Below are 24935 nucleotides of genomic sequence, written 5' to 3'. Positions count from 1 at the left end.
TTCCGCCCCACCCCTCAAATCATCGCCAGGCCCGACTTCCGCCTCGGCGGTGGGAAGGCGCGGTCAATTTCGGCGAAATCTTCGCTCGTGAGCTCGATCTCCAACGCCGCGACATTCTGCCGGATATGCTCCGGGTGGCTGGCCTTCGGAATGGCAATCACCCCGTCCTGCGCCATCACCCATGCAAGTGCGATCTGCGCCGGCGTCGCACCGTGGCGGGCGGCGATGGCATCTAACCTGGCGTTGCGCGCCAATACCCCCTGATCGACCGGCGAATAGGCCATCAGCGGCATGCCGCGTTGCCGGCTCCACGGGGCGAGGTCGAACTCGACGCCGCGCTGCGACAGATTGTAGAGCACCTGGTTGGTCTGGACGTTGCCGCCGGCCGGCAACCGAACCAGCTCTTCCATCTCATCGGTATCGAAATTGCTGACGCCCCAATGGCGGATCTTGCCGGCCGCCTTCAACGCTTCGAACGCCTCTACCGTTTCCATCAAAGGAACGCTGCCCGGCCAATGCAAGAGATAGAGATCGATGCGGTCGGTGGCGAGATGCCTCAGGCTGTTCTCGCATGCCCGTCTCACGCCGGCGCGCGAGGCATTGGACGGCAGCACCTTGGAGACCAGGAAAACCTCGTCGCGGCGCCCGGCGATGGCCTCCGCCACCACCTGCTCGGCACCGCCGCTGGCATACATTTCGGCGGTGTCGATCAGCGTCATGCCGAGATCCAGCCCGAGCTTCAGGGCATTGGCCTCGTCGCCACGGCGGCGGCCGTCTTCGCCCATCTTCCAGGTGCCCTGGCCGAGCACCGGCACGGCTTCGCCGCAGGGCAGGGTGGTCGTCCTTATCGTCGATGGCATGGCATGCTCCAGTCCGAGGTCCGGATAGCACCATAGCCGCCAAGGGAAATCCAGGTGAAGCAGAAATCCAGGTGAAGTCTCTCGCCTGGATTCCCCGACAGCGTGAACCGCTACTTCACCGGATGGGCGGCAAGCCAGTCCTGCATCTGCTTGATTTCGGCCTGCTGCGCGGCGATCACCGCTTCGGCCAGCTTGCGGATTTCCGGATCCTTGCCATTGGCGAGCTCGACCTTGGCCATATCGATCGCCGCCTGGTGATGCGGGATCATGCCGCGGGCGAAATCGACGTCGGCATTGCCGGAATATTCGATCGCCATCATGTCGGCGTGCATCTTGTCCATCGCCGCCTTGTAGCCTTCGGTCGAAGGGCCCTGCGCGCCCATCGCGCCCATGTCGTGTTTCATCTCCTCGGCTTGCGCCGGAACGCTTTCGAGGAAAACGGCAAGCAGCATTCCCGCCGCCATCATCAGCAGCACGATCTTCTTGGCCAAGGTCATTCATCGTCTCCTTTTTTGAACAGGGTCTATCTGGGCAGTCGACTCAGAGTTTCAACGTCCTGAGCCGCAACGCGTTGGAGATCACCGAAACCGACGATAGGCTCATCGCCGCCGCCGCAATCATCGGCGACAACAGCGTGCCGGTGAGCGGATAGAGCACGCCGGCAGCAACCGGCACGCCAAGCACATTGTAGAGGAAAGCGAAAAACAGGTTCTGGCGGATGTTGCGGATCGTGCCCTGGGCAAGCGTGCGGGCTCGGACGATGCCGTTGAGATCGCCCTTGACCAGCGTGATCCCTGCACTCTCGACCGCAACATCGGCGCCGGTGCCCATGGCGATGCCGACATCGGCAGCGGCGAGTGCGGGCGCATCGTTGACGCCGTCGCCGGCCATGGCGACGCCGGCGCCGTTTGCACGCAATTCCTCGACCAGCGCACCCTTCTGCTCGGGCAAAAGCCCGGCACGCACCTCGTCGATGCCGAGCTTGGCTGCGATGGCTTTCGCCGTGCGCTCGTTGTCGCCGGTCGCCATGACGATCTTCAGCCCGCTGTCATGCAGCGCCTTGATCGCCTCGGCGGTGGTCGCCTTGATCGGGTCGGCGACGGCGACGAGGCCGGCGAGCCGGGTGCCGACAGCAACGAACATCGCGGTCTTGCCGTCGGCCTGCAGCGCCTCGGCACTGGCCAGGACCGACGCCGTGTCGATGCCGAGATCGGCCATCATCGCGGCATTGCCGAGCGCCACCTTCTGCCCCGAAACCGTGCCGGAAACGCCCTTGCCGGTGACGGCCTCGAAACCGCCGGCGTCCGGGATATTCACCCCGCGTTCGCGGGCGCCGTCGACGATCGCCTCGGCCAGCGGATGCTCCGAGCCTTTTTCCAGCCCGGCGGCGAGCGCCAGCAGATCGTCTTGCGCCATCCCTTCGAAAGCGACGACGTCGGTCAGCCGCGGCCGGCCTTCGGTCAGCGTTCCCGTCTTGTCGACGATCAGCGTGTCGACCGAGGCAAAGCTTTCGAGCGCCGCAGCTTCCTTGATCAGCACGCCGGCATGCGCGCCGCGTCCGGTGGCGGTCATGATCGACATTGGCGTGGCAAGGCCGAGCGCACACGGACAGGCAATGATCAGCACCGAGACCGCCGAGACGATGGCAAACACCAGGCTGGGTTCCGGTCCGACGATCGCCCAGGCGACGAACGCAATGATCGCAACCAGAACGACGGCCGGGACGAAGTAGAACGAGACGCGGTCGGCCAACCCCTGGATCGGCGCGCGTGAACGCTGCGCCTTGGCGACCAGCTCGACGATGCGCGCCAGCGTCGTCTCGGCGCCGATCTTTTCGGCGCGCATGATCAGCGAACCGTTCTTGTTCAGCGTGCCGCCGGTGAGGTTGTCGCCTTCGGTCTTTTCGACCGGCAGCGGCTCGCCTGTGATCATCGATTCATCGATGGAAGAGCGTCCTTCGAGCACAATGCCGTCGACCGGCACGGCGTCACCGGGGCGGATGCGCAGACGGTCGCCGGCTTTGACAATATCGAGCGGCACGTCGTTTTCGGAACCGTCCGCGCCGATCAGCCGCGCCGTCTTCGGCGCCAGGTCGAGCAGCGCACGGATCGCCGAACCGGTTTTCTCGCGGGCACGCAATTCCAGCACCTGGCCGAGGAACACCAGCGCGACGATTACCGCCGCCGCCTCGAAATAGACCGGTACGGTGCCGTCATGGCCGCGGAACTGGTGCGGAAAGAGGCCTGGAAACAGCGTGGCGATGACGCTGTAGAGGTAGGCGGCACCGACGCCGAGCGAAATCAGCGTCCACATATTGGGGCTGCGGTTGAGGATCGAATCCCAGCCGCGGTGGAAGAACGGGAATGCCGCCCACAGCACCACCGGGCTGGCCAGCGCCAGCTCCAGCCAGACCTTCGCGCGGTCGTCGATGAAGGCCTGAAACGTCAGGCCGAGCATCGGCGCCATGGCGATGAGCAGCAACGGCACGGACAGCACCGCGCTCACCCAAAAGCGCCTGGTGAAGTCGACCAGTTCCGGGTTAGGTCCCTCGTCGCCGGTCGGCACGCCCATCGGTTCCAGCGCCATGCCGCAGATCGGGCAGGGGCCGGGCTTGTCGCGGATGATTTCGGGATGCATCGGGCAGGTGTATTGCGTGCCCTTGGGCATCGGCTGCGGCGCCGGCCTGTCGCCGAGATATTTTGCCGGCTCGGCTTCGAACTTCGCCTGGCAAGCGGCCGAGCAGAAATAGAAGCCCCGGCCCTCGTGCCGCAAAAAGTGCTTGGCCGTGGCACGGTCGACGCTCATGCCGCAGACGGGATCGGTTGCGGTCAGGTATTTTTCCGGTTCGGCGACGAATTTCGAACGGCAGCTTTCGCTGCAGAAATGATAGCGATGGCCGTCATGCTCGGCCGTCGGCTTGCCGGCAGCCGCATCGACGGTCATGCCGCAGACCGGATCGCGGACGACGGCGTCCGCGGCAGAGGAGGCGCCTTTTGGCGAGCAGCAGCTGCCATGGGCGTGATGATGGTGATCGGAATGCGTCATGCCGAAAGCCCCTGTATTTCGATGTTGCGGCGGAGGTAGTGCTTCCAGTAACTGGAAGGTCAAGGGCTGATTTCGATTTTTCGTGGCCAGGCCCAAACTGCACCGGCCGCGGGCATGAGACGATCGTCCCGTTCCACGGCTGCGGAGAACGCGTCCGTCCGCCCCATACCCAGCGCCGCGAAAACGCGCTATAGACGCCGCCGAAACGGCGAGGCCGAACGGCATTTATGGCAAGAATATCCCTGAAGCTCGAGGAACTGATCGACGGCGAAGCCTTGCGCCGCGAGATGACCGAACTGACCGAGGCGTCGGCAGGCGACGGCTCCGGCAAGGCCGCGCGCAGCGGCGTTCTCAAGCTTCTCAAAAGCCGGCTCGCTGACGGCCGCACGGTCGCCGAACGCATGCTGATGGACGATGGCAGCGGTACCGCCTGCGCCGCCCGGCTGTCGCATCTGATGGATGAGATCATCCGCGCGCTCTACGACTTCGCCGCCACCCATGTCTATCGCGTCAAAAACCCGTCATCGGCCGAGCGCATGGCGGTCGTGGCCGTCGGCGGCTATGGCCGTGGCACGCTGGCGCCCGGGTCCGACATCGACCTGCTGTTCCTCCTGCCCTACAAGCAGACGCCATGGGGCGAGCAGATCGTCGAATACATGCTCTACATGCTGTGGGATCTCGGGCTGAAGGTCGGCCACGCCACCCGCAACATCGACGAGTGCCTTAGGCTGTCGCGCACCGACATCACCATCCGCACCTCGATCCTGGAGGCGCGCTTCCTGTGGGGCGAGCAAAAGCTCTATGACGAGCTTTTGCAACGCTTCGACCACGAGGTGGTGCGCACCACCGGCCCCGAATATGTCCAGGCCAAGCTCGCCGAACGCGACGAGCGCCACGCCAAGGCCGGCGAGAGCCGTTACCTGGTCGAACCCAACGTCAAGGACGGCAAGGGCGGCCTGCGCGACCTGCAGACGCTGTTCTGGATCGCCAAATATTTCTACCGCGTGCGCACCGGCGAGGAACTGGTCGACAAGGGCGTCTTCACCGACGCCGAATACAGGGAATTCCAGAAGGCCGAGGATTTCCTATGGGCGGTGCGCTGCCACATGCATTTCCTCACCGGCAAGGCCGAGGAGCGGCTGCATTTCGACATCCAGCGCGACATTGCCGAGCGGCTGGGCTACACCACCCATCCCGGCCTGTCGGCGGTCGAGCGCTTCATGAAGCACTACTTCCTCGTCGCCAAGGATGTCGGCGACCTGACCCGCATTTTCTGCGCCGCGCTCGAGGAGGAGCAGGCCAAGCATGTGCCTGGCTTCAACCGCATTTTCCTCACCTTCTCGCGCCGCAAGCGCAAGCTCGCCGGCACGGCCGATTTCATCGTCGACAACCACCGCATCAACATTGCCGACGACGAGGTGTTCGAGCGCGATCCGGTCAATCTCCTCAGGCTGTTCTGGTTCGCCGACAAGCACGGCCTGGAATTTCACCCCGATGCGCTGAAGCTGTTGACCCGTTCGCTCGGCCTCGTCGGCAAGGCACTGCGGCGCGACGAGGAAGCCAACCGGCTGTTCCTCGACATCTTGACCTCGGACCGCAACGCCGAGCTCAATCTGCGGCGCATGAACGAGGCCGGACTGCTGGCAAAGCTGATCCCGGATTTCGGCAAGATCGTCGCCATGATGCAGTTCTCGATGTACCACCACTACACGGTGGACGAGCACCTCATCCGCTGCATCGGCGTGCTGGCCGAGATCGAGCGCGGCGACGGCGAAAAGATCCATCCACTCGCCCACTCGCTGATGCCGGGGCTGAAGAAGAGCCGCGAGGCGCTCTATGTCGCCGTGCTGCTGCACGACATCGCCAAGGGCAGGCCGGAGGACCATTCGCAAGCCGGCGCCAGGATCGCCCGGCGCATCTGCCCGCATATGGGGCTCTCGCCGGCCGACACCGAAACGGTCGCCTGGCTGGTCGAGAACCACCTCGTCATGTCGATGACGGCGCAGACCCGCGATCTCAACGACCGCAAGACGATCGAGGATTTTGCCGCCATCGTGCAGTCGGTCGAACGGCTGAAGATGCTGCTTGTGCTTACCGTCTGCGATATCCGCGGCGTCGGGCCTGGGGTCTGGAACGGCTGGAAGGGCCAGTTGCTGCGTACGCTCTATTACGAGACCGAGCTTTTGTTGACCGGCGGGTTTTCGGAGGTGTCGCGCGCCAAACGGACGGCGGCGGCGCGCGAACAACTGGCCGAGGCGCTTGCCGACTGGCCGGAAAAGGCCCGCAAGCGTTATGTCGGCCAGCACTACGAGAACTATCTGCTGGCGGTCGATCTTCCCGACCAGCTCCGCCATGCCGAATTCATCCGCGAGGCCGATCACGCCGGCAAGAAGCTCGCCACCATGGTCAAGACCCACCAGTTCGAGGCGGTGACCGAGATCACCGTGCTTGCGCAGGACCATCCGCGCCTGCTCTCGGTGATTGCTGGCGCCTGTGCCGCGGCCGGCGGCAACATCGTCGACGCGCAGATCTTCACCACCTCGGATGGTCGGGCGCTCGACACGATCCTGATCTCGAGGGAGTTCGACCTCGACGAGGACGAGCGCCGCCGTGCCGAGCGCGTCGGCCGGCTGATCGAGGACGTGCTATCGGGCAAGAGCTGGCTGCCCGAAATGATCGAGAAGCGGACCAAGCCGCGGCGCGGCGCCAAGGTTTTCCGTATTCCGCCACGCGCCGAGATCCGCAACACCCTGTCGAACCGTTTCTCGGTGATCGAGGTCGAGGGGCTGGACAGGCCGGGCCTTCTGTCGGAGATCACCGGCATGTTGTCGGACCTGTCGCTCGACATCGCCTCGGCCCACATCACCACCTTCGGCGAAAAGGTCATCGACACGTTCTACGTCACCGATCTCACCGGCCAGAAGATCGACAGCCCGTCGCGCACCGCGACTATCAGCAACAGGCTGATCGCGGTGCTCGAGGGCACGGCGTCCGAGCGCGGCAAGACCAAAACGGCCGCCGAGTGACGGTTACCTTCCATTTGCCCCAATCGCACAGGCAGTCTTCAAGCGCATGAACCTTGTCAAGAAATTCGCCACGGTCGCTTCCGGCACGCTGATGAGCCGCGCCCTCGGTTTCGGCCGCGAGATGCTGATGGCTGCCGCACTCGGCACCGGGCCGATCGCCGACGCCTTCAACGCCGCCTTCCAGTTTCCCAACACCTTTCGCCGGCTGTTCGCCGAAGGCGCCTTCAATGCCGCCTTCGTGCCGCTGTTCGCCAAGGAGATCGAGACACACGGCACCGACGGCGCCAAGCGCTTTTCCGAAGAGGTGTTCGGCGTCTTGTTCACGGCGCTTCTGGCGCTGACCATCGCCATGGAACTGGCGATGCCGCTGATCGTGCGCTACCTGGTGGCGCCGGGCTTTGCCGACACGCCGGGAAAATTCGAGACGACGGTGGCGCTGGCGACCGTCATGTTCCCCTACCTGATCTGCATGTCGCTCGGCGCCATGATGGCCGGCATGCTGAATTCGCTGCGCCGCTATTTCGCCGCTGCGGTGGCGCCGGTGTTCCTCAACGTCATCCTTATCGCCGTGCTCGCCTATGCCTGGTACAAGGGTTCGGACGCCCGCACCGTTGGTTTCGGCCTGGCCTGGGGCGTGCTGGCGGCCGGCCTGGTGCAACTGGCGATCGTCTGGGCGGCGGTGCGCCATGCCGGCATTTCGATCGGCTTCCGGCGGCCGAAGATGACGCCGAACGTCATGCGGCTGCTGATCCTGGCGCTGCCGGCGGCGATCACCGGCGGCATCACCCAGATCAACCAGCTGATCGGCACGGCGATCGCGTCGGCGCAGGACAGCGCGGTGTCGTCGCTGGCCTATGCCGACCGCGTCTACCAGCTGCCGCTGGGCGTCGTCGGCGTCGCCGTCGCCATCGTGCTTCTGCCGGAACTGTCGCGGGCGCTGAAATCAGGCAATCTGGTCGAGGCCGCCAATCTGCAGAACCGCTCGGTCGAGTTTACCCTTTTCATGACCTTGCCGGCGGCGGCCGCGCTGCTGGTCATGTCCGAGCCGATCGTGCGGCTGGTCTATGAGCGCGGCGCCTTTGCCGCCAACAATTCGACGCCGACGGTCGCGGCAATCCTAGCGATCTTCGGCCTCGGCCTGCCGGCCTTCGTGCTGATCAAGGCGTTCACCCCAGGCTATTTCGCCCGCGAGGACACGCGCACGCCAATGATTTTTGCCGCCATCTCGGTGGCGGTTAACATTACGACGGCACTGACGCTGTTTCCGACCATGGGCGCGCCCGGCATTGCGGTTGCCTCGGCCGTCGCCGGCTGGGTGAATGCGGCGATGCTGCTCGCCGTGCTGATCCGGCGCGGCCATTGGGGCCGCGACGTGCCGCTCATGAAACGCATCCCGCGGCTGGTGCTGTCGGCGGCGGTGATGGCCGCGGCGCTCTATTTTGCCGAGCATTGGTTCGCCGCAAGGCTCGCCTCCGGCTCGCCGCTGGTGATCAAGGCGGTAACGCTGCTAGCGCTCGTCGCCGGCGGGGCGCTGCTCTACTTCATCACCGCCTTCGCCATCGGCGGCGCCGATTTCGGCATGATCCGCCGCAATATCGGGCGCAAGGGCTCCCAACCAGTCAAGCAACAGTCTCCAGATCCGTGAAACGGAATTCGTCCGCCGTCGAAAGCATCGGAACGGCGTAGTAGCGCGCGCAGGCGTAGTGGAAACAGTCGGCCATGTTGAGGCGGCCAGCGTTGTTGCGAAACCGCGACGCAGCCTCGACTGACAGAGATGCTGCGTCAGAGGGAGGCGGAAGTTCCCGCAAGGTGATTCCACGCTCTTCGAGAAAACGGCTGACTATCTTGAAGCTTGTGGCGACCGGTACGGCCAGCTTTTCCGATCGCGAAAGCGCCATCGCTGCTTCCCAAACCGCGATCGCCGACGTGAACGGAGCCGACGCCTTCATGACCGCCTGCGCGCAGCGCGGGGCTTCGGTCTCGTTGCTCAGTATTGCAACGATAGCGGCTGCATCGATGAACATCAGTCTTCGCCGGACAATTCGTCGTAGACCGAGCGCGGCAGCGGCTTGCGCGCCTGCTCGCTCAGCTCAATCCCGAACTCGGCCCGGAGCCGTGCCGCCGTCTCCAGCGGCGTCTCGCGATTGCGTCGGCGCTCCAGAGCTTCGCGCATGGCGATCACGATTGCCTCGGTGATCCCGACACCTTCAAGCCTGGCAAAAGCCCGCGTCAGGCTGTCCGCTTCCTTGTTGTTGATGTTGATCGTCATTGTTTTGCTTCCGCTGTGTAGCAAATACTATGTAGCTATCTACATCAGTCCGTCAATGTGGCCCTAAGCCAAATCGAAGCGACTGCCGAGGCGAGCTATTTTGTTCTTGCTTTGTGCCGGCAGCTATGCTACTAATTTCTGTATGGTGCTCATTGGCGCCGAGGAACCCGCCGCAAGGCGGGTTTTTGTTTCTGGTCGGCGTCATCCCCTTCAATCAGCCTCCTGCGGCGTCTTGCTCGGCCGACGCCAAAGCCTGCGCGCCCAGTCAATACCCCTCTTGATCGCCTCCTCGCTCTCGTCCATAAGCGCGCCGTCGCAAGACTTTCGCCGCGCGCGAAACGGCCCTCCACAAGCCAGGGAAACACTATGACCGACCTCAACCAGCCCGCCTTCAAGCCGCTCGTCTTTTCCGGCGTCCAGCCAACCGGCAATCTGCATCTCGGCAATTATCTCGGCGCCATCAAGAAATTCGTCGCCCTGCAGGACACTTCCGACTGCATCTATTGCGTCGTCGACCTGCATTCGCTGACCGCGCAGCTCGTCTATGAGGACCTTCAGGACCAGACGCGTTCGATCACCGCGGCGTTTCTCGCCTCCGGCATCGACCCGACCAAGCACATCGTCTTCAACCAGTCGCGGGTGATGCAGCACGCCGAGCTTGCCTGGATCTTCAACTGCGTGGCGCGCATCGGCTGGATGAACCGCATGACGCAGTTCAAGGACAAGGCCGGCAAGGACCGCGAGAACGCCTCGCTCGGCCTGCTCGCCTATCCCTCCCTGATGGCCGCCGACATCCTCGTCTACCGCGCCACCCACGTGCCGGTCGGCGACGACCAGAAGCAGCATCTGGAGCTGACCCGCGACATCGCGCAGAAATTCAACAACGACTTTTCGGACCGCATCGCAGCGCTTGGCGTCGGCGTCGAGATGCAGGTCGGCGAAGAGACGGTGAACGGCTATTTCCCGCTGACCGAGCCGGTCATCGGCGGCCCGGCAGCGCGCATCATGTCGCTGCGCGACGGTTCGAAGAAGATGTCGAAATCCGATCCGTCGGACCTGTCGCGCATCAACCTGACCGACGATGCCGACGCCATCTCGAAGAAGATCCGCAAGGCCAAGACCGACCCGGAGGCTTTGCCCGGCGAACTGGACGGCCTTGCCGGCCGGCCGGAAGCGGAAAACCTCGTCGGCATCTATGCCGGCCTCGCCGAAATCTCGAAAGAGGCCGTGCTGAAAGAGTTCGGCGGCCAGCAGTTTTCGGTGTTCAAGCCGGCGCTGGCCGATCTTGCCGTGGAAAAGCTGGCGCCGATCGCCGGCGAGATGCGCCGCATCTCCGCTGACCGCGCCTATGTCGACGCGGTGCTGCGGGATGGCGGCGAGCGTGCCGGCACATTGGCCGAAGCGACCATGAAGACCGTGCGCGACATTATCGGCCTGCTGCAAGGCTAATGCATGTCGCGCAAAAGTGTGCAGCGGTTTTGCGATAACGACATGCATAAAACAAGAACCTGAAGCGCGTCGCTGGTCGAACGCGACGCGCTTTAAGCTGCACCAGCATTGCCACAGCCGCCGGTCGCTTGCGGGCGGGCTGTGGCGGTGGCAGATTGCGGCCGAAACCATCGAACAGGGTGAATATGGTCTCCAAACGCCTCAGCCGCGAAGTCGGTCATCGCCGCAAGTTCCTGGCGATCATCGACGACACGCCCGAATGCGAGCGCGCCGTCGCCTACGCCTCGAAGCGGGCGCAGAGCACGGGCGGCGTACTGGTGCTGCTCTATGTCATCGAGCCGGATGATTTCCAGCACTGGCTGGGCGTCGAGAAGATCATGCGCGAGGAGGCGACCGCCACGGCGCGTGCCGCACTCGACAGCTACGCCAACAAGGTGCGTCAGAAGCTCGGCATCGAGCCGGAACTGGTGGTGCGCGAGGGCAAGCCGACCGAAGAGATCCACAAGCTGATCGAGGAAGACCAGGACATCGCCATCCTGGTGCTGGCGGCAGGCGCCGGCAAGGAAGGGCCTGGGCCGCTGGTCGGCGCGGTCGCCGGCAAGGGCGCCGCCTTTCCGATTCCCGTCACGGTGGTGCCGCAGAACCTGTCGGACGAAGAGATCGACAGCCTCGCCTGAGCGCGCCTCGCTCAAGGCAGGGTAAAACATTCCGCCTGCCGCTACCGCCGACGATGCCTTTCGCTTGAATGTCGGGCGGATAAAGCCTAATTAGAATTATTCCAAACTAGCTGCCCGAAACGGGCACGGAGACGGCCATGTTCATCCAGACCGAGTCGACGCCAAACCCGGCGACGCTGAAATTCCTGCCCGGCAAGGAAGTGCTGCAAGAAGGCACCGCCGATTTCCGCGATGCCGACAGCGCCGCGACGGCTTCGCCGCTCGCCGGCCGGCTGTTCGAAATCCCCGGTGTCACCGGCGTCTTCTTCGGCTATGATTTCATCACCGTGACCAAGGACGGCCCCGACTGGCAGCATCTGAAGCCGGCTATCCTCGGCGCCATCATGGAGCATTTCATGTCCGGCGCCCCGGTGATGGCCAAGGCCGGCCCCGCCGCCGAGACCAGCCAGACCGGCGAATTCTACGACAAGGCCGACGAGGAGCTGGTCGTCACCATCAAGGAGCTGCTCGACACCCGGGTGCGCCCGGCGGTGGCCCAGGACGGCGGCGACATCACCTTCCGCGGCTTCGAGAACGGCACCGTGTTCCTGCACATGAAGGGCGCCTGCGCCGGCTGCCCGTCGTCGACGGCGACGCTGAAGCACGGCATCCAGAACCTGCTCCGGCACTTTGTGCCGGAAGTGCAGCATGTCGAACAGGTCTCCTGACGCGACGTTCCATCGTCAACATCGATAGACAACAAAAAACCGGGCCAAAGTGCCCGGTTTTCTGTTTGCGACGTCTGTGTTGTTGCCTAGACGGTCCGCGTATAAGGGTTTTATATCACAATGACCTTGGCGCCGACCGAGGTGCGGTCGTAGAGGTCGATAATGTCCTGGTTCATCAGCCGGATGCAGCCCGACGACATCGCCTTGCCGATCGAATTCCATTCCGGGCTGCCATGCAGGCGATAACCCATGTCGCCACCCTTGTTGAACAGGTACATAGCGCGCGCGCCGAGCGGGTTCTTCAACCCCGGCTCCATGCCACCGGCAAACTTGGCCAGCTCCGGCTGCCGCTTGATCATCTGCGAAGGCGGTGTCCAGGTCGGCCATTCGCGCTTCAGCGCGATATGGGCGGTGCCGTGCCATTCGAAACCCTCACGGCCGACGCCGATGCCGTAGCGCATCGCCTCGCCGTCGCCCATGACGAAGTAGAGGAACTTGTTCTGCGTATCGACGATAATGGTGCCCGGCTTTTCCTTGGTGTCGTAGTCGACGATCTGCCGGCGGTATTTGAACGGCACCTTTTCGATCGGAACGCGCGGCAGGTGATAGCCGGCGTCGGTCACCGCGCCGTAGTTGTTGGTGAAGATCTGCGACCCGATGGTGCTGCAACCAGCGACAGCCGTCGACAGCGCCAGGGCAGCGACGATTGCAAGTGACTTCATGCGCATGAAAAGGTCCGATGCCTGCCCAAACAACAGCGGCTCGAGTCGGCCGCTTTTTTCATCTTCATTCATGCTGGCATTTGCTTTGCTTGCCAAGCGGGCGATGCCTATATCCTTGGACTTGCGTGCTGGTAAACCTGCGACTATGGCATTTCGGCAACAGCCCCCGCAGGATTATGTTGCAAAATCAATGGGCCAAGAACAAGAACCAGGAGACGAAGAAATCACCCGTGAATGTCGGTTACGCTGCCCGGCGCTCTGGCCTGCGGCCAAGACCATCCGTTGCTGCGAGGAGATCGGACTGAGACGCGGCCGCTGCAGGAGAAAGTCCAGACGGGCCGGGTTTAATAAAGGACGCCGCGAAGCACGGTCCAAGCCAGAAGCCCGAACGTGCCGATCACCACCAATGCACCCAGGACCGTGCCGATCGTTTCAGGCAGTCCATCGGGGCGACCAGGACCGTCGGCCATTCAACTATCGATCATGACGTAGGCCGCACCAAACACGGCAACGATAATTGCCCCAAGCACCGCCCATCCTCTGATGGCCGGGCGGATTTCCTCCGGCGTCGCTGATTTCCGGTCGTCATCTTCCGTCATCTAATGCTCCTCGTAAAACACCGTAGCCGACATTGAAAGCGCAAGCTGCCGGCGCTGCCAAGAGCCGCAGTGGACTCTTTTGCGCCAAAGTTTAGGAACGTGCGCAGTTCGCGAGCAAGCGTTACCAGCCTTCGACACTCCGCAAAGCGCGGGCGGCGGTCACGATCCCGGTGGGCGATACCGGATCGACTTGGCTTTCCCAAGAGCGTCCATCGTCTCTTCGACACTTAACAGCACGGTGGTCTGGTACGAGCTGAGCGCGCCTCCCGCACCGATGGCGAGCATGACGGATGCCATCGACACGTTGTCCGGCGCCTCCCATAGGTTCCAGCCGTCGTACTCTCCGAAGGCATACCAGAACCCGTGCAGCTTTCCGCCGACCGACTCGATATAGGAACGGGCAGCCTCGCGTCTATCCTCGGGATTATCCATCAAGCGCGCCCAGGTTTCGGGCCTGTAGCTGAATCGCGTGAGATACATCGGCATGGTTCGTCTCCTCCCAGAGCTGCCCCCACCAAGACAGTTAAGCGCCCCAATCCGGGAGAACGCGAGTCGTTTCCGAGGCGTAGTACCGCTGGCTTAGTTGCGGGGCCGCTAATAGACCTGTTTCAATGTTTTTTTCAGGGAGTAAGGTCAATGGCCGCATATCTCATTGCTGATGTCGACATAACCGACGCCGCCGTTTTCGAGGAATACCGCCGGGACGTGCCGGCAACCGAAGCCCGCTATGGGGGGAGGTATATCGCTCGCGGCGGAGCCACCAAAGTTCTGGAGGGCGATTGGGAACCTCATCGCCTCGTCATTGTCGAATTCCCGGACATGGCGTCCCTCCTGGCATGGTACGACTCTCCAGAATACGGCCGCCTCAAAACCATCCGCGAACGCTGCGCAAAGACGAGAATTATTGCTCTGGAAGGGATGATGCCGGTTAGCTGAAGGTCGGGTCGATGACAATGGCAAGTCTGAGTTGCCATATCAGGTGCGGCCCGGCGACGGGACAGGAGCATTCTGATATGAATCAGCAAGCTTTAAACTTGCGGGCGGGAAACGGCCAATGATGGGAGGATGACGCCGGAAACACTCATTGAACGGGACCTACAAATCAATATGACCCAACACCAGATCGGCAGGCGGTGTTACAGCGTGACCTAGGGTTGTGTCATGGCGTTGAAAATGCCGGCGCCAACTATCGCACATAAGGCTGCGGCCCCAAGCCCTCCCACAATGATGCACCACCAGGCGCGGCCATTTCCCCGAAGCACGGGATTCATTTTTATCATCCGTCGCGCCAGAAGCCCCTGGTAGAGTGCATAAGAAGACCCGAAACCGGCGAGCCAAATGACGGAAAATACGACGCCCCGCGTGAGCATCCTATTGAGCCTAGTCTGCTCGACCGTCAAACTTGCATTCTCAGTAACCATGCTTCGCCACCTTTTTGATTATGCTGCGACCACTATCGGGCCTGCAGCGGTGAATATTAGATCAACCGCGACGCCTCGCGAAAACATAGCTCCCCTCACCAGTAGGAAACGCATTCATAACGCGAGCGGCCCGCCTTGTGGAAGGGCGGGCCTTGTAGCGCCCGCTCCACAGTATTTTGCAGATTAGGTTTGTCAGCCAGATAATCGCCGCGACCGGGTTCAAACCGTGAACAAAATCTGGCATGGTGCGGCCATGCCGATTATCTCACCTCTACCCCTCAATCGGCTCATCGATGGCCGACAGTCGGAACGCGCCATGCTGGTCAGGCGCGGCGTGCAGCGGCTGCTCAGGCAGATGGGCGCGCATGTCTTGCCCGAACTGTCGCTGGCCACCGGCCGCCGCGCCGATCTCGTGGCGCTGACCCGCCACGGCGACATCTGGATCATCGAGATCAAATCCTCGATCGAGGATTTCAGGGTCGACCGCAAATGGCCGGACTACCGGCTGCATTCCGACCGCTTCTTCTTCGCCACCCATCCCGGCGTACCCCAGGAGATCTTTCCGGAGGAGTGCGGCTTCATTCTCTCCGACGGCTACGGTGCCGAGATTTTGCGCGATGCGCCCGAGCACCGCATGGCAGCTGCGACGCGCAAGGCGCTGATGCTGCGGATCGCACGCGCCGGTGCGTCGCGGCTGCTCGCCGCCGAGCTTGCCGGCGTGTCGGTGCCGGCACTGGACGGCGAGAGCGAGTAGGGGTTTTGCTCTCCGTGATCATGGAGGCTGCGCTGTCCCGGCTGCGCGGCCACCTGCTCCCCGAGGGGAGAAGAGGCTGATCAACGCCGGCGATCTCCTCTCCCCTCGGGGAGAGGTCGGATTGCCCGAATTGCCTTTCGCAATTCGGTTGGCAATCCGGGTGAGGGGGCATCTTCCCAAACGCGATAGCCCTGCGGAAGCGAGGATGAGAACCGCTATTCCACGATGCGGTAGATGTTCCACAGGCTGGTGCCCGACACCACGTAGGGCTCCATCTCCTTGCCCCATTTGGCGTGCGCGTCGATCTTGCCGATCCTGGCGAAGAACGCCTCCAACTGGCGAGGCTTTCGACCTGGTGATGTGACCCGACCGTCGCTTCCCGCGCGTCGATCGATCCGGTCATGATCTGGAACTTGAGGTCGTCGAGACCGGCCTGCGAGCCGATCTCGCGTTCCCATTTCTTCAACAGAGCACGGTCTGCTTGTGGCCGAATTTTGCGTCGATCTGCCATCTGGCACTGAACATCGCCGCCTCCTTATTCGTCCCAGGCCTGCACGACCGTCTGCCGTGCGATCTGGCCGTTCTTCAGCTCCAGCATCGCCGCGCAGAATACCTTGGTCCCGTCCGGATAGGAGCAGGCCTGGGTGAAGGCGAGATTGTTGCCGTCGGCGATGGTGGTGTCGACCTTGTGGGTCATCGCCCGGCTGCAGATGTCGTCCCAGAACGTGGTGATCGCAGCGCGCCCGCGGATTTCGCGCGGCTTGCTCGGCGGGTTGTTGCGGTCGATCACCCGCACCAATGCGTCGTCGGCATAGAAGCTCGCCAGCAATTTTCCATCACGGCCCTCAATCGCCTTCTTGATCGCAGCGCCGTCTATCGTCTGTGTCTTGATCAGCATTTTTTCCTCCATAGGCCCGTCTTCACCGGGCGTTCAATTGATCAGAACCGCCCGGCGGTCATAGACGGGCAGGTGGTTCACTGGACTTCGCCTTGACGGCCGCGAACACCTCGTCGGACTGCTTCTTGAAAGTGGCGAGATCGACCTGGCTGCCGTTGAGCATCGTCGACCAGTGGCGCACGATCGCCGCCATCGCCACCGCCTCCTTGATCTCTTCGTCGCTGGCGCCATTGAGCTTGGCCGCCTGCGTGTGGAAATAGATGCAGTACTGGCAGGGGATCTGCGAGGCGACGGCGAGGCCCATCAATTCCTTGGTCTTGCCGTCGAGCGCGGTGTTCGGGTTGAGCTGCACGCCCTTGATCTCGGCCCAGGCGCCGGCAACGGCGACGTCCGGCAGCGTCTTGAACATGTCCGGTACCGTGCCGAGCGTTGCCTGGATGTCCTTGTAGGCAGCCGTCGCCGAGGCGTCTTCGGCCTTGACAGGAACTATCGCCAACAGCGCGCCAACGCCTGCTGCCAGCACCAGCGAGTTGAGTGTCAACTTCAGCATTTTATTCCTCCCTTCGCAGCGCCTTTCCCGACGATATCCGCCTGGCCTGCATGGGATGAAGTGATAGCGCTTACGCGTCCCCGGCCGCTTCGCCCGAAAGCGCCATGGCTCCTATGGCCCGTGCGGGCCAGCGTGCCGGGCCGAGAATGCCGCCGCCGCCGCCCGCGACGGCAGGTCCAGCTTGAGCAGAATGTTGGCGACGTGACGCTTGACGGTGTGTTCGCTCAGCCCGAGTTCGGCGGCGATCGCGGCATTGCTCTTGCCGTCGGCGATGAGGTTCACCACCTCGCTTTCGCGCGCCGTCAGTGCGGCCGGCTCGGCAGCCTTGGCCTTCGGCCGGCAGGCCGGCTCCAGATGCTGTTCCGAGGTCGCCTGCACCAGCGTCAGCGGCTCATCCAGCTCGTCAAGCGCGATGCGCCCGGCGTCATTGAAATGAAGGCCTGAACCGGCGGCGAGGTCGGCGACCAGCCGCGAAGCGAGGATGTCGCCGCGCCCGGCATGCGCGGCAAGCTGCATCGTCACGCGCGCCGTCAATCCTGTTGGCGGCCCGCGCAACTCGACCTCGCCGACATGCACCCCCTGTGCGCTGGCCACTCCGATCTCCTGCGCCGCATCGCGCAGCGCCGCCGCGCAGCGTACGGCCCGCGCCGGGCCGTCGAAGCGCGCCATCATCAGCTCGCCATGCGTGCCGGCCGGGCGGCCGCCATGGCGCCCGACCAGCAGCCGCCATGTTTCCTGAAAACGCTGGCTGCGCTCGCTCCACATGCGGTCGCCAAGCCGCGCCGTGTCGTAGATCCGGGTGACCAGCAGTGCAGCCAGCACGCGCTCGGCCTCGGCAACGGCGCGCGCTCCGGTCAGGAATTCCTCGATCAGATCGGCCACCCGGTCGACATCGCCGGTCCAGATCGGGTGGTCGCGCCCGGCCACCTCGACCAGCCGCGAATTCGGGATATTCCTTGCCAGGAAGCGGCTGGCCTCCGGGTCGACGCGCGCATCGTTGCGGCGATGGATGAGCAGCGTCGGTGCGCTGATCGCCGCCAGCACGCCGCGCACGTCGATAGCTGCATTCATGCGGGCCAGGGCGATTGCCGCGGTCGGGCTCGCCGACAGCCGCTCGAAGCGCGCCCACCATGTGGCGAAACGCGGATCGTCGACGCGGCCGGGCGCGAAATGCGGCAGGGTGGCGCCGGTGCCCCATGCGGTCTCCGCCGTCGCGATGAACGCCTCAAGGCGTTCCGGCGGCATCACCCATTTGTGGAAATGCGCATAGCCGCCATAAAGCGCCAGCGCCCGCGTCCGCTCCGGGTAGGTGGCGGCGAACAGCATTGCCATCGGCGCGCCTTCCGAAGCCCCGAGCAAGGCGGCGCGGCCGCTGCCGGTCGCATCCATCACCGCGCGCACATCGTCCATGCGGGTTTCGAGGCTGGGCAGATGGTGGGCATCGACGCGATCGGACAGACCGGTGCCGCGCTTGTCGAACAGGATCAGCCGCGAGAACGCGGAAAGCCGCTTCAACAGCCGGGTGTAGCCCTCGTCTTCCCAGTGCAGGTCGAGATTGGAAATGAAACCCGGCACGAAGACGAGATCGAGCGATCCCTGGCCGACCACCTGATAGGCGATCCGCACGTCGCCACTGAGCGCGTATCGAGTTTCGATCGGCCTCACGAGGTTTGTCCGCCCGACCCGACGATTTCCTGTCGCCGATCATAGCAGAGGCGCGTAGCTTGCGGCAGATGAAACCTTAGAGCGAGTGAATATAGGCCGGCGGCGGCTACTTCTGTGACGCGGCGGTCTCGGTGTTCGCTCCGCCGACGCTAAAACCTGCGTCCTCCGGCGCGCCCGGCCGCTTGATGTGTGGCGCGGCCGCGACGACAAGCTCGTTGAACCCTTCGCCGCCGCTGTCAAGCATCTCGAACAATTGCCGGCGCATCCTCGGCTCCCAGAACTTGTTGATGTGCTCGGCGACGCCGGCAATGCCTTGCTCGCGCGGCTTGGAGTGGAAAAAGGCGGCGATCTGGTTGGCCATGCGAACCAGCTTTTCGCTGGTGCTCATGAGGTGGCCCTCGTCATGCGACATGCTTGGCAACTCCGGAAACCACTCGGTCAGGATGGGTGAAAATATCGAAATCGTCGCCGCGCACCAGCGCCACCAGCGTCATGCCGGAATCGTCCGCGGTGCGGATGGCAAGTGCGGTCGGCGCCGAGACGGCAATGATGACGGCCGAGCCGATCGCCGCGGTCTTCTGCACCATCTCGACCGAAACGCGCGACGTGACGACGACGGCCCCCGACCTGCCGTCGATACCGGCTTTGGCCAGCGCGCCAGCCAGCTTGTCCAGCGCGTTATGGCGGCCGACATCCTCGCGCGCCATGACGATGCCCTTGCCGGGAAGGTAAAAACCGGCGGCGTGGACGGCACCGGTCTCGGCGTGCAGCGGCTGCAGCTTCGACAAAAGCTTGACCGAGCGGACGATGTCATCGGCCTGAAGTGTAAGTTGCGACGCACCGACCGGGTTTACCGAGCGCATTGCCTCCTCGATGGATTCGATGCCGCACAGCCCGCAGCCGACCGGGCCGGCCAGCCGTCTGCGACGCGCTTCGAAGCGGGTGTTGGCGCTGTCCTTCAGCCGGATCTGGATATCGATGCCGGCGCCGTGATCCTCGACCTCGATCGCTTCGATTTCGTCCGGCGAGGCAATGATGCCTTCGGTCAGCGAGAAGCCGAGCGCGAAATCCTCGAAATCAGCCGGGCTTGCCATCATCACCGCATGCGTGGTGCCGGCAAAGGAGAACGCCACCGGCGTCTCTTCCGGCACCATGCGGTTGGCGGCCGCAGTGCCGCCGGCGCGGCGCGCGAGGCGCGAGATCTGCGCAATGGCTTTGCGGCGCGCGGTCAAGGACTACTCCGCCGCTTCCAACTTCGCGATGCGGCGGCTTTGCTTTGCCTGCTCGTCATAGTCGCGCTGCCATTCCGACGGGCCGTTGGATGCACCCACCTGCACCGCGGTCACCTTGTATTCCGGGCAGTTGGTCGCCCAGTCGGAGAAGTCGGTGGTGATGACGTTGGCCTGGGTGTCGGGATGGTGGAAGGTCGTATAGACGACGCCCGGCGACACCCGCTCGGTGATCAGCGCGCGCAGCGTCGTCTCGCCGGAGCGGCTGGTCAGCCGCACCCAGTCGCCGTCGCGCAGGCCGCGATTTTCGGCATCGTGCGGATGGATCTCCAGCCGGTCCTCGCTATGCCAGACCACATTGTCGGTGCGCCGGGTCTGCGCGCCGACATTGTATTGCGACAGGATGCGGCCGGTGGTCAGCAGCAGCGGGAAGCGCGGTCCGGTCCTTTCGTCGGTCGCGACGTATTCGGTGCGGATGAACTTGCCCTTGCCGCGCACGAAGCCGCCGATATGCATGATCGGCGTGCCTTCCGGCGACTTCTCGTTGCAGGGCCACTGCACCGAGCCCACCCGGTCGAGAAGGTCGAAGGAAACGCCGGCGAAACTTGGTGTTGTCTTGGCGATCTCGTCCATGATCTGGGACGGATGCGTGTAGTTCCAGCCGAGGCCGAGCGCCTTGGCGAGCTCCTGCGTCGCTTCCCAGTCGGCATAGCCGCATTTCGGCTCCATTACCTTGCGCACCATGTTGATGCGGCGCTCGGCATTGGTGAAGGTGCCGTCCTTCTCGAGGAACGTCGAGCCGGGCAGGAACACATGCGCGTAGTTGGCCGTCTCGTTGAGAAAGAGGTCGTGCACGACGACGCATTCCATCGCGGCGAGACCGGCGGCGACATGCTTGGTGTCGGGGTCCGACTGCAGGATGTCCTCGCCCTGCACATAGAGCCCCTTGAACGAGCCGTCGACGGCCGCATCCAGCATATTGGGGATGCGCAGGCCGGGCTCGTCGTCGAGCTTGACGCCCCACAGGCTCTCATAGATGGCGCGCACCGCGTCGCCTGAAATGTGGCGATAGCCGGGAAGCTCGTGCGGGAACGAGCCCATGTCGCAGGAGCCCTGCACATTGTTCTGGCCGCGCAGCGGGTTCACGCCGACGCCCGGCCGGCCGATATTGCCGGTCGCCATGGCGAGGTTGGCAATGGCGATGACGGTGGTCGAGCCCTGGCTGTGCTCGGTCACGCCGAGGCCGTAATAGATCGCGCCGTTACCGCCGCGGGCGTAGAGCCGCGCCGCGCCGCGTATGTCGTCGGGATCGACATTTGCAAGCTGGCCGACCACTTCCGGGCTGTTTTCCGGCAGCGCCACGAACGATGCCCAGTCCTGGAACTCGTCCCAGTCGCAGCGCTCGCGGATGAAGGCCTCGTCGAACAGGCCCTCGGTGACGATGACATGGGCAAGTGCGGTCAGCATGGCGACGTTGGTGCCCGGCTTCAGCGGCAGATGGAACTGCGCCTCGACGTGGGCCGAGCGCACGATGTCGGTGCGGCGCGGATCGAGCACGATCAGCTTGGCGCCCTCGCGCATGCGCTTCTTCATGCGCGAGGCGAACACCGGATGCGCATCGGTCGGATTGGCGCCGATCAGCAGGATCACGTCCGTCTGCTCGATCGAATCGAAGTCCTGCGTGCCGGCGGAGGTTCCGAAGGTCTGGCCGAGACCATAGCCGGTCGGCGAATGGCAGACGCGGGCGCAGGTATCGACATTGTTGTTGCGGAAGCCCTGCCGGACAAGCTTCTGGACGAGGTAGGTCTCCTCGTTGGTGCAGCGCGAGGAGGTGATGCCGCCGATCGAGGTGCGGCCGTACTGGTACTGGATGCGGCGGAATTCATTCGCCGTGTGGGTGAGCGCCTCTTCCCACGACACTTCGCGCCACGGATCACTGACCCGCTCGCGGATCATCGGCTTCAGGATCCGGTCCTTGTGCGTCGCATAGCCATAGGCGAAGCGGCCCTTGACGCAGGAGTGGCCGTGGTTGGCCTTGCCTGCCTTGTAGGGCATCATGCGGATGACCTCGTCGCCCTTGACCTCAGCCTTGAACGAACAGCCGACGCCGCAATAGGCGCAGGTGGTGACGGTCGAGCGCTCGGGCAGGCCTTTCGCCAGCACGGTCTTTTCTCTCAGCGCATCGGTCGGGCAGGCCTGCACGCAGGCCCCGCAAGAGACGCATTCGGAATCGACGAACGCTTCGTGCATGCCGGCCGAGACCCTGGATTCGAAGCCGCGGCCCTCGATGGTCAGCGCGAACGTGCCCTGCACCTCCTCACAGGCGCGCACGCAGCGCGAGCAGACGATGCACTGCGCCGGATCGTAGGTGAAATAGGGGTTCGATTCATCGCGGGCGATGTAATCGATGGTCAGCGAGCCATGGCCGGGCGCCACGCCGTTTTCCTGCTTGACGTGGTTGCGGCCGTCCACGCCATAGCGGTTCTCGGTCAGGCCGACCGTCCTGACGACCTTGTCGAACTCGCTGGCGCCGGTGCCGGCCTTCTCTCCCCACGCCGCAGGATGGTCGGAGACGTAGAGTTCCATCACGCCGCGGCGAATGGCGTCTAGCCGGTCGCTCTGCGTATGCACGACCATGCCTTCGCCGACCGGCGTCGTACACGAGGCCGGCGTGCCGCCGCGCCCGTCGATCTCGACGAGGCAGACCCGGCAGGAGCCGAACGAGTCCAGCATGTCGGTGGCGCAGAGTTTCGGGATTTCGACGCCCGCTTCCATCGAAGCGCGCATGATCGAGGTACCGGCCGGCACCGTTATCGACTTGCCGTCGACGGTCAGCGTCACTTGCTGCTCGGCTTCAGAGGCGGGTGTGCCGTAGTCGATTTCCTGGACCAGCGATTTGATGTCGAATGCCGCGTTCATACCTGTCCGCTCCTATTCCGCTGCTTCGGCGACCGGCGTCGGCCGAAAGTCGTCCGGGAAATGGTTGAGTGCACTCATCACTGGATATGGGGTGAAGCCGCCGAGAGCGCAAAGCGAGCCGAACTTCATCGTGTTGCAAAGGTCGGTGACCAGCGCGATCTGCTTTTCCGGTTCGACGTTCTGGGCGAGCCGGTCCAGCACCTCGACACCGCGCGTCGAGCCGATGCGGCACGGCGTGCACTTGCCGCAGCTCTCGATGGCGCAGAATTCCATGGCAAAGCGTGCCTGCTTCAGCATGTCGGCGCTGTCGTCGAAAACGACGATACCGGCATGGCCGATCAGCCCGTCCTTGGCGGCAAACGCTTCGTAGTCGAACGGCGTGTCGAACAGCGCGCGCGGGAAATAGGCGCCGAGCGGGCCACCCACCTGCACCGCTTTGACCGGGCGTCCCGTCGCCGTGCCGCCGCCGATATCGTCGACGATCTCGCCCAGCGTCATGCCGAACGCCGCCTCGTAGAGACCGGGATACTTGACGTTGCCGGCAATCTGGATCGGGATGGTGCCGCGTGAACGGCCCATGCCGAAATCCTTGTAGAAGGCGGCGCCCTTGTCCATGATCACCGGCACCGAGGCCAGCGAGATGACGTTGTTGATCACTGTCGGCTTGCCGAACAGGCCCTTGTGCGCCGGCAGCGGCGGCTTGGCCCGCACCTGTCCGCGCTTGCCTTCGAGGCTGTCGAGCAGGGCGGTTTCCTCGCCGCAAACATAGGCGCCGGCGCCGACGCGCACTTCCATGTCGAATGAATTGGCCGAGCCGAGCACATTGACGCCGAGCACGCCGGCCTTGCGGGCGATCTCGACGGCCTTCTGCATCACCGCCACCGCGTGCGGGTATTCGGAGCGGATATAGATAAAGCCCTTGGTCGCGCCGGTGGCGATGCCGGCGATCGCCATGCCTTCGATCAGCACGAAGGGGTCGCCTTCCATGATCATGCGGTCGGCGAACGTGCCGGAATCGCCTTCATCGGCATTGCAGACGATGTATTTGCGGTCGGCCGACGTATCGAGCACAGTTTTCCATTTGATGCCAGTCGGGAAGCCGGCGCCGCCACGACCGCGCAGCCCGGACTCGGTCACCTGCTTGACGACCTCGGCCGGCGTCATCGCCACTGCATTCTGCAGGCCCTTCAGCCCGCCATGCGCCTTGTAGTGATCGAGCGACAGCGGATCGGTGACGCCGCAGCGCGCAAAGGTCAGCCGCGTCTGCCTGGCAAGGAACGGGATCTTGTCCGGTGCGCCCAGCCAGCGCTTGTGGTGGCCGCCGGTGAGAAAGCCGCAGTCGAACAGGCTTTTGACGTCGGAGGGCTTCACCGGCCCATAGGCGACGCGGCCACTAGCTGTTGCCACTTCGACCATCGGCTCGAGGAAATAGGCGCCGCGCGAGCCGTTGCGCACGATCTTGGCCTCGATGCCGCGCTCGGCCAGTTCCGCCCGAATCGCCTTGGCGACCTTTTCCGCGCCGAGCGCCAGCGCGCCGGAATCGCCGGGAATATAGATACGCGGGATCATGAGCGCACCTCGGCAACGATCTCGTTGAGCTTTTCGTCGTCGAGCCGACCGATCACCTCCCCGTCCAGCATCGCCGACGGTGAGCAGGCGCAAAGGCCGAGGCAATAGACCGGCTCCAGCGTCACCGAACCGTCACGGGTTGTCTCGTGGAAGCCGATGCCCAGCAATGATTTGAGCTTGGCGGCGATCGCATCCGAACCCATCGACTGGCAGGCTTCCGCCTGGCAGAGCTTCAGCACATGGCGGCCAGCCGGCTGGCTGCGATAATCGTGATAGAAGGTCACGACGCCGTGCACCTCGGCCCTGGAGATGTTCAGCGCCTCGGCGATGACCGGAAGCGCGTCCTGCGGCACATAACCGAACTCTTCCTGGATGCCGTGCAGGATCGGCAGCAGCGGGCCTTCGAGGCCTTTCAGCTCGTGGATGATCGCCGCGGTGCGCGATGCGATCTCGGTACTTGCAGGCTGCATCGTCATGCAGCGCCCTCCCTGGTCGTGGCGGTCTTCCGCTAAGTGCTTAGGAAATCAGAGGAAACCCGCTAAATCAATAAAGCCGATCCGTTGCTCGATAGAAATT

Annotated in this window: 24 protein-coding genes; 7 read left to right on the top strand and 17 right to left on the bottom strand. The window is 63.9% G+C overall.

Annotated features, from left to right (window positions below; genetic code table 11):
* Positions 1 to 14: 14 nt before the first annotated feature.
* The 3 genes from NKJ23_RS12970 to NKJ23_RS12960 form a co-directional block, all read right to left on the bottom strand.
* Positions 15 to 860, bottom strand: coding sequence for an aldo/keto reductase (locus NKJ23_RS12970; protein ID WP_352680559.1), 846 nt, complete (start codon positions 858 to 860; stop codon positions 15 to 17).
* Positions 861 to 970: 110 nt separating this feature from the next.
* Entirely contained in the window at positions 971 to 1357 is a 387-nt protein-coding gene (copM, locus tag NKJ23_RS12965) for a CopM family metallochaperone (RefSeq protein ID WP_352680558.1), read from the bottom strand.
* Positions 1358 to 1400: 43 nt separating this feature from the next.
* Positions 1401 to 3905, bottom strand: coding sequence for a heavy metal translocating P-type ATPase (locus NKJ23_RS12960; protein ID WP_352680557.1), 2505 nt, complete (start codon positions 3903 to 3905; stop codon positions 1401 to 1403).
* Between the two features lie 227 nt (positions 3906 to 4132).
* Here NKJ23_RS12960 and NKJ23_RS12955 point away from each other — a divergent pair, with 227 nt between their 5' ends.
* Together NKJ23_RS12955 and murJ are read left to right on the top strand one after the other, a co-directional pair.
* On the top strand, positions 4133 to 6931 hold the full coding sequence (locus NKJ23_RS12955; protein WP_352680556.1) for a [protein-PII] uridylyltransferase: 2799 nt from the start codon (positions 4133 to 4135) through the stop codon (positions 6929 to 6931).
* 46 nt (positions 6932 to 6977) lie between these two features.
* Entirely contained in the window at positions 6978 to 8576 is a 1599-nt protein-coding gene (gene murJ, locus NKJ23_RS12950) for a murein biosynthesis integral membrane protein MurJ (RefSeq protein WP_352680555.1), read from the top strand.
* Here murJ and NKJ23_RS12945 read toward each other — a convergent pair.
* Entirely contained in the window at positions 8551 to 8955 is a 405-nt protein-coding gene (locus tag NKJ23_RS12945; protein ID WP_352455043.1) for a type II toxin-antitoxin system VapC family toxin, read from the bottom strand. The two genes, murJ and NKJ23_RS12945, sit on opposite strands and share 26 nt — an antisense overlap.
* Positions 8955 to 9200, bottom strand: a complete 246-nt coding sequence (locus tag NKJ23_RS12940; RefSeq protein WP_023676383.1) for a type II toxin-antitoxin system VapB family antitoxin — start codon at positions 9198 to 9200, stop codon at positions 8955 to 8957. The genes NKJ23_RS12945 and NKJ23_RS12940 overlap by 1 nt, the downstream gene beginning before the upstream one ends.
* Before the next feature lie 366 nt (positions 9201 to 9566).
* Between NKJ23_RS12940 and trpS the strand changes: the two genes are divergently transcribed.
* From trpS to NKJ23_RS12925, 3 genes are all read left to right on the top strand, one after another.
* The gene (gene trpS, locus NKJ23_RS12935; RefSeq protein ID WP_023676384.1) at positions 9567 to 10649 is read left to right on the top strand and encodes a tryptophan--tRNA ligase; all 1083 of its coding nucleotides are present in this window, start codon (positions 9567 to 9569) and stop codon (positions 10647 to 10649) included.
* A 185-nt stretch (positions 10650 to 10834) separates the two neighbouring features.
* Positions 10835 to 11326 carry a universal stress protein gene (locus tag NKJ23_RS12930; RefSeq protein WP_023676385.1) on the top strand — a complete coding sequence of 164 codons (492 nt, stop codon included), beginning with the start codon at positions 10835 to 10837 and terminating at the stop codon, positions 11324 to 11326.
* 137 nt (positions 11327 to 11463) lie between these two features.
* Complete coding sequence (locus NKJ23_RS12925) at positions 11464 to 12033, top strand: NifU family protein (RefSeq protein WP_023676386.1); 570 nt, start codon at positions 11464 to 11466, stop codon at positions 12031 to 12033.
* Positions 12034 to 12143: 110 nt separating this feature from the next.
* Here NKJ23_RS12925 and NKJ23_RS12920 read toward each other — a convergent pair whose 3' ends face one another.
* The 4 genes from NKJ23_RS12920 to NKJ23_RS12905 all read right to left on the bottom strand — a co-directional run bounded on the left by NKJ23_RS12920 (position 12144) and on the right by NKJ23_RS12905 (position 13840).
* On the bottom strand, positions 12144 to 12761 hold the full coding sequence (locus tag NKJ23_RS12920; RefSeq protein WP_023676387.1) for a L,D-transpeptidase: 618 nt from the start codon (positions 12759 to 12761) through the stop codon (positions 12144 to 12146).
* A gap of 338 nt (positions 12762 to 13099) precedes the next feature.
* The gene (locus tag NKJ23_RS12915) at positions 13100 to 13225 is read right to left on the bottom strand and encodes a hypothetical protein (RefSeq protein WP_023676388.1); all 126 of its coding nucleotides are present in this window, start codon (positions 13223 to 13225) and stop codon (positions 13100 to 13102) included.
* On the bottom strand, positions 13226 to 13354 hold the full coding sequence (locus NKJ23_RS12910; RefSeq protein WP_023676389.1) for a hypothetical protein: 129 nt from the start codon (positions 13352 to 13354) through the stop codon (positions 13226 to 13228).
* A gap of 159 nt (positions 13355 to 13513) precedes the next feature.
* Entirely contained in the window at positions 13514 to 13840 is a 327-nt protein-coding gene (locus tag NKJ23_RS12905; protein WP_023676390.1) for a GYD domain-containing protein, read from the bottom strand.
* 150 nt (positions 13841 to 13990) lie between these two features.
* Here NKJ23_RS12905 and NKJ23_RS12900 point away from each other — a divergent pair, with 150 nt between their 5' ends.
* Both NKJ23_RS12900 and NKJ23_RS12895 read left to right on the top strand, forming a co-directional pair.
* The gene (locus NKJ23_RS12900; protein WP_023676391.1) at positions 13991 to 14290 is read left to right on the top strand and encodes a DUF1330 domain-containing protein; all 300 of its coding nucleotides are present in this window, start codon (positions 13991 to 13993) and stop codon (positions 14288 to 14290) included.
* A 738-nt stretch (positions 14291 to 15028) separates the two neighbouring features.
* Positions 15029 to 15529: an MmcB family DNA repair protein gene (locus tag NKJ23_RS12895; RefSeq protein ID WP_352680554.1), complete on the top strand. Its 501-nt coding sequence runs from the start codon at positions 15029 to 15031 to the stop codon at positions 15527 to 15529.
* A 535-nt stretch (positions 15530 to 16064) separates the two neighbouring features.
* Here NKJ23_RS12895 and NKJ23_RS12890 read toward each other — a convergent pair.
* The 8 genes from NKJ23_RS12890 to NKJ23_RS12855 form a co-directional block, all read right to left on the bottom strand.
* On the bottom strand, positions 16065 to 16427 hold the full coding sequence (locus NKJ23_RS12890) for a nuclear transport factor 2 family protein (protein ID WP_352680553.1): 363 nt from the start codon (positions 16425 to 16427) through the stop codon (positions 16065 to 16067).
* Positions 16428 to 16485: 58 nt separating this feature from the next.
* Positions 16486 to 16977 (bottom strand): carboxymuconolactone decarboxylase family protein, encoded by a 492-nt coding sequence (locus tag NKJ23_RS12885; protein WP_352680552.1) that lies wholly within the window; start codon positions 16975 to 16977, stop codon positions 16486 to 16488.
* Positions 16978 to 17088: 111 nt separating this feature from the next.
* Positions 17089 to 18642 carry an alpha/beta fold hydrolase gene (locus NKJ23_RS12880; RefSeq protein ID WP_352680551.1) on the bottom strand — a complete coding sequence of 518 codons (1554 nt, stop codon included), beginning with the start codon at positions 18640 to 18642 and terminating at the stop codon, positions 17089 to 17091.
* Positions 18643 to 18748: 106 nt separating this feature from the next.
* Positions 18749 to 19054 carry a formate dehydrogenase subunit delta gene (locus tag NKJ23_RS12875; RefSeq protein ID WP_352455048.1) on the bottom strand — a complete coding sequence of 102 codons (306 nt, stop codon included), beginning with the start codon at positions 19052 to 19054 and terminating at the stop codon, positions 18749 to 18751.
* Positions 19044 to 19874 (bottom strand): formate dehydrogenase accessory sulfurtransferase FdhD, encoded by an 831-nt coding sequence (gene fdhD, locus NKJ23_RS12870; protein WP_352455049.1) that lies wholly within the window; start codon positions 19872 to 19874, stop codon positions 19044 to 19046. Before fdhD ends, NKJ23_RS12875 begins: the two co-directional genes overlap by 11 nt.
* Before the next feature lie 3 nt (positions 19875 to 19877).
* Positions 19878 to 22790 carry a formate dehydrogenase subunit alpha gene (fdhF, locus tag NKJ23_RS12865; protein WP_352680550.1) on the bottom strand — a complete coding sequence of 971 codons (2913 nt, stop codon included), beginning with the start codon at positions 22788 to 22790 and terminating at the stop codon, positions 19878 to 19880.
* Between the two features lie 12 nt (positions 22791 to 22802).
* Positions 22803 to 24359 carry a formate dehydrogenase beta subunit gene (locus tag NKJ23_RS12860; protein WP_352448522.1) on the bottom strand — a complete coding sequence of 519 codons (1557 nt, stop codon included), beginning with the start codon at positions 24357 to 24359 and terminating at the stop codon, positions 22803 to 22805.
* Positions 24356 to 24835, bottom strand: a complete 480-nt coding sequence (locus NKJ23_RS12855) for a formate dehydrogenase subunit gamma (protein ID WP_352448523.1) — start codon at positions 24833 to 24835, stop codon at positions 24356 to 24358. Before NKJ23_RS12855 ends, NKJ23_RS12860 begins: the two co-directional genes overlap by 4 nt.
* Between the last annotated feature and the right edge of the window lie 100 nt (positions 24836 to 24935).

The organism is Mesorhizobium sp. M0184, assembly GCF_040322215.1.
GTDB lineage: Bacteria > Pseudomonadota > Alphaproteobacteria > Rhizobiales > Rhizobiaceae > Mesorhizobium.
The sequence above is the reverse complement of the archived record's forward strand: the minus strand, read 5'-3'. Positions and strand labels throughout refer to the sequence as shown.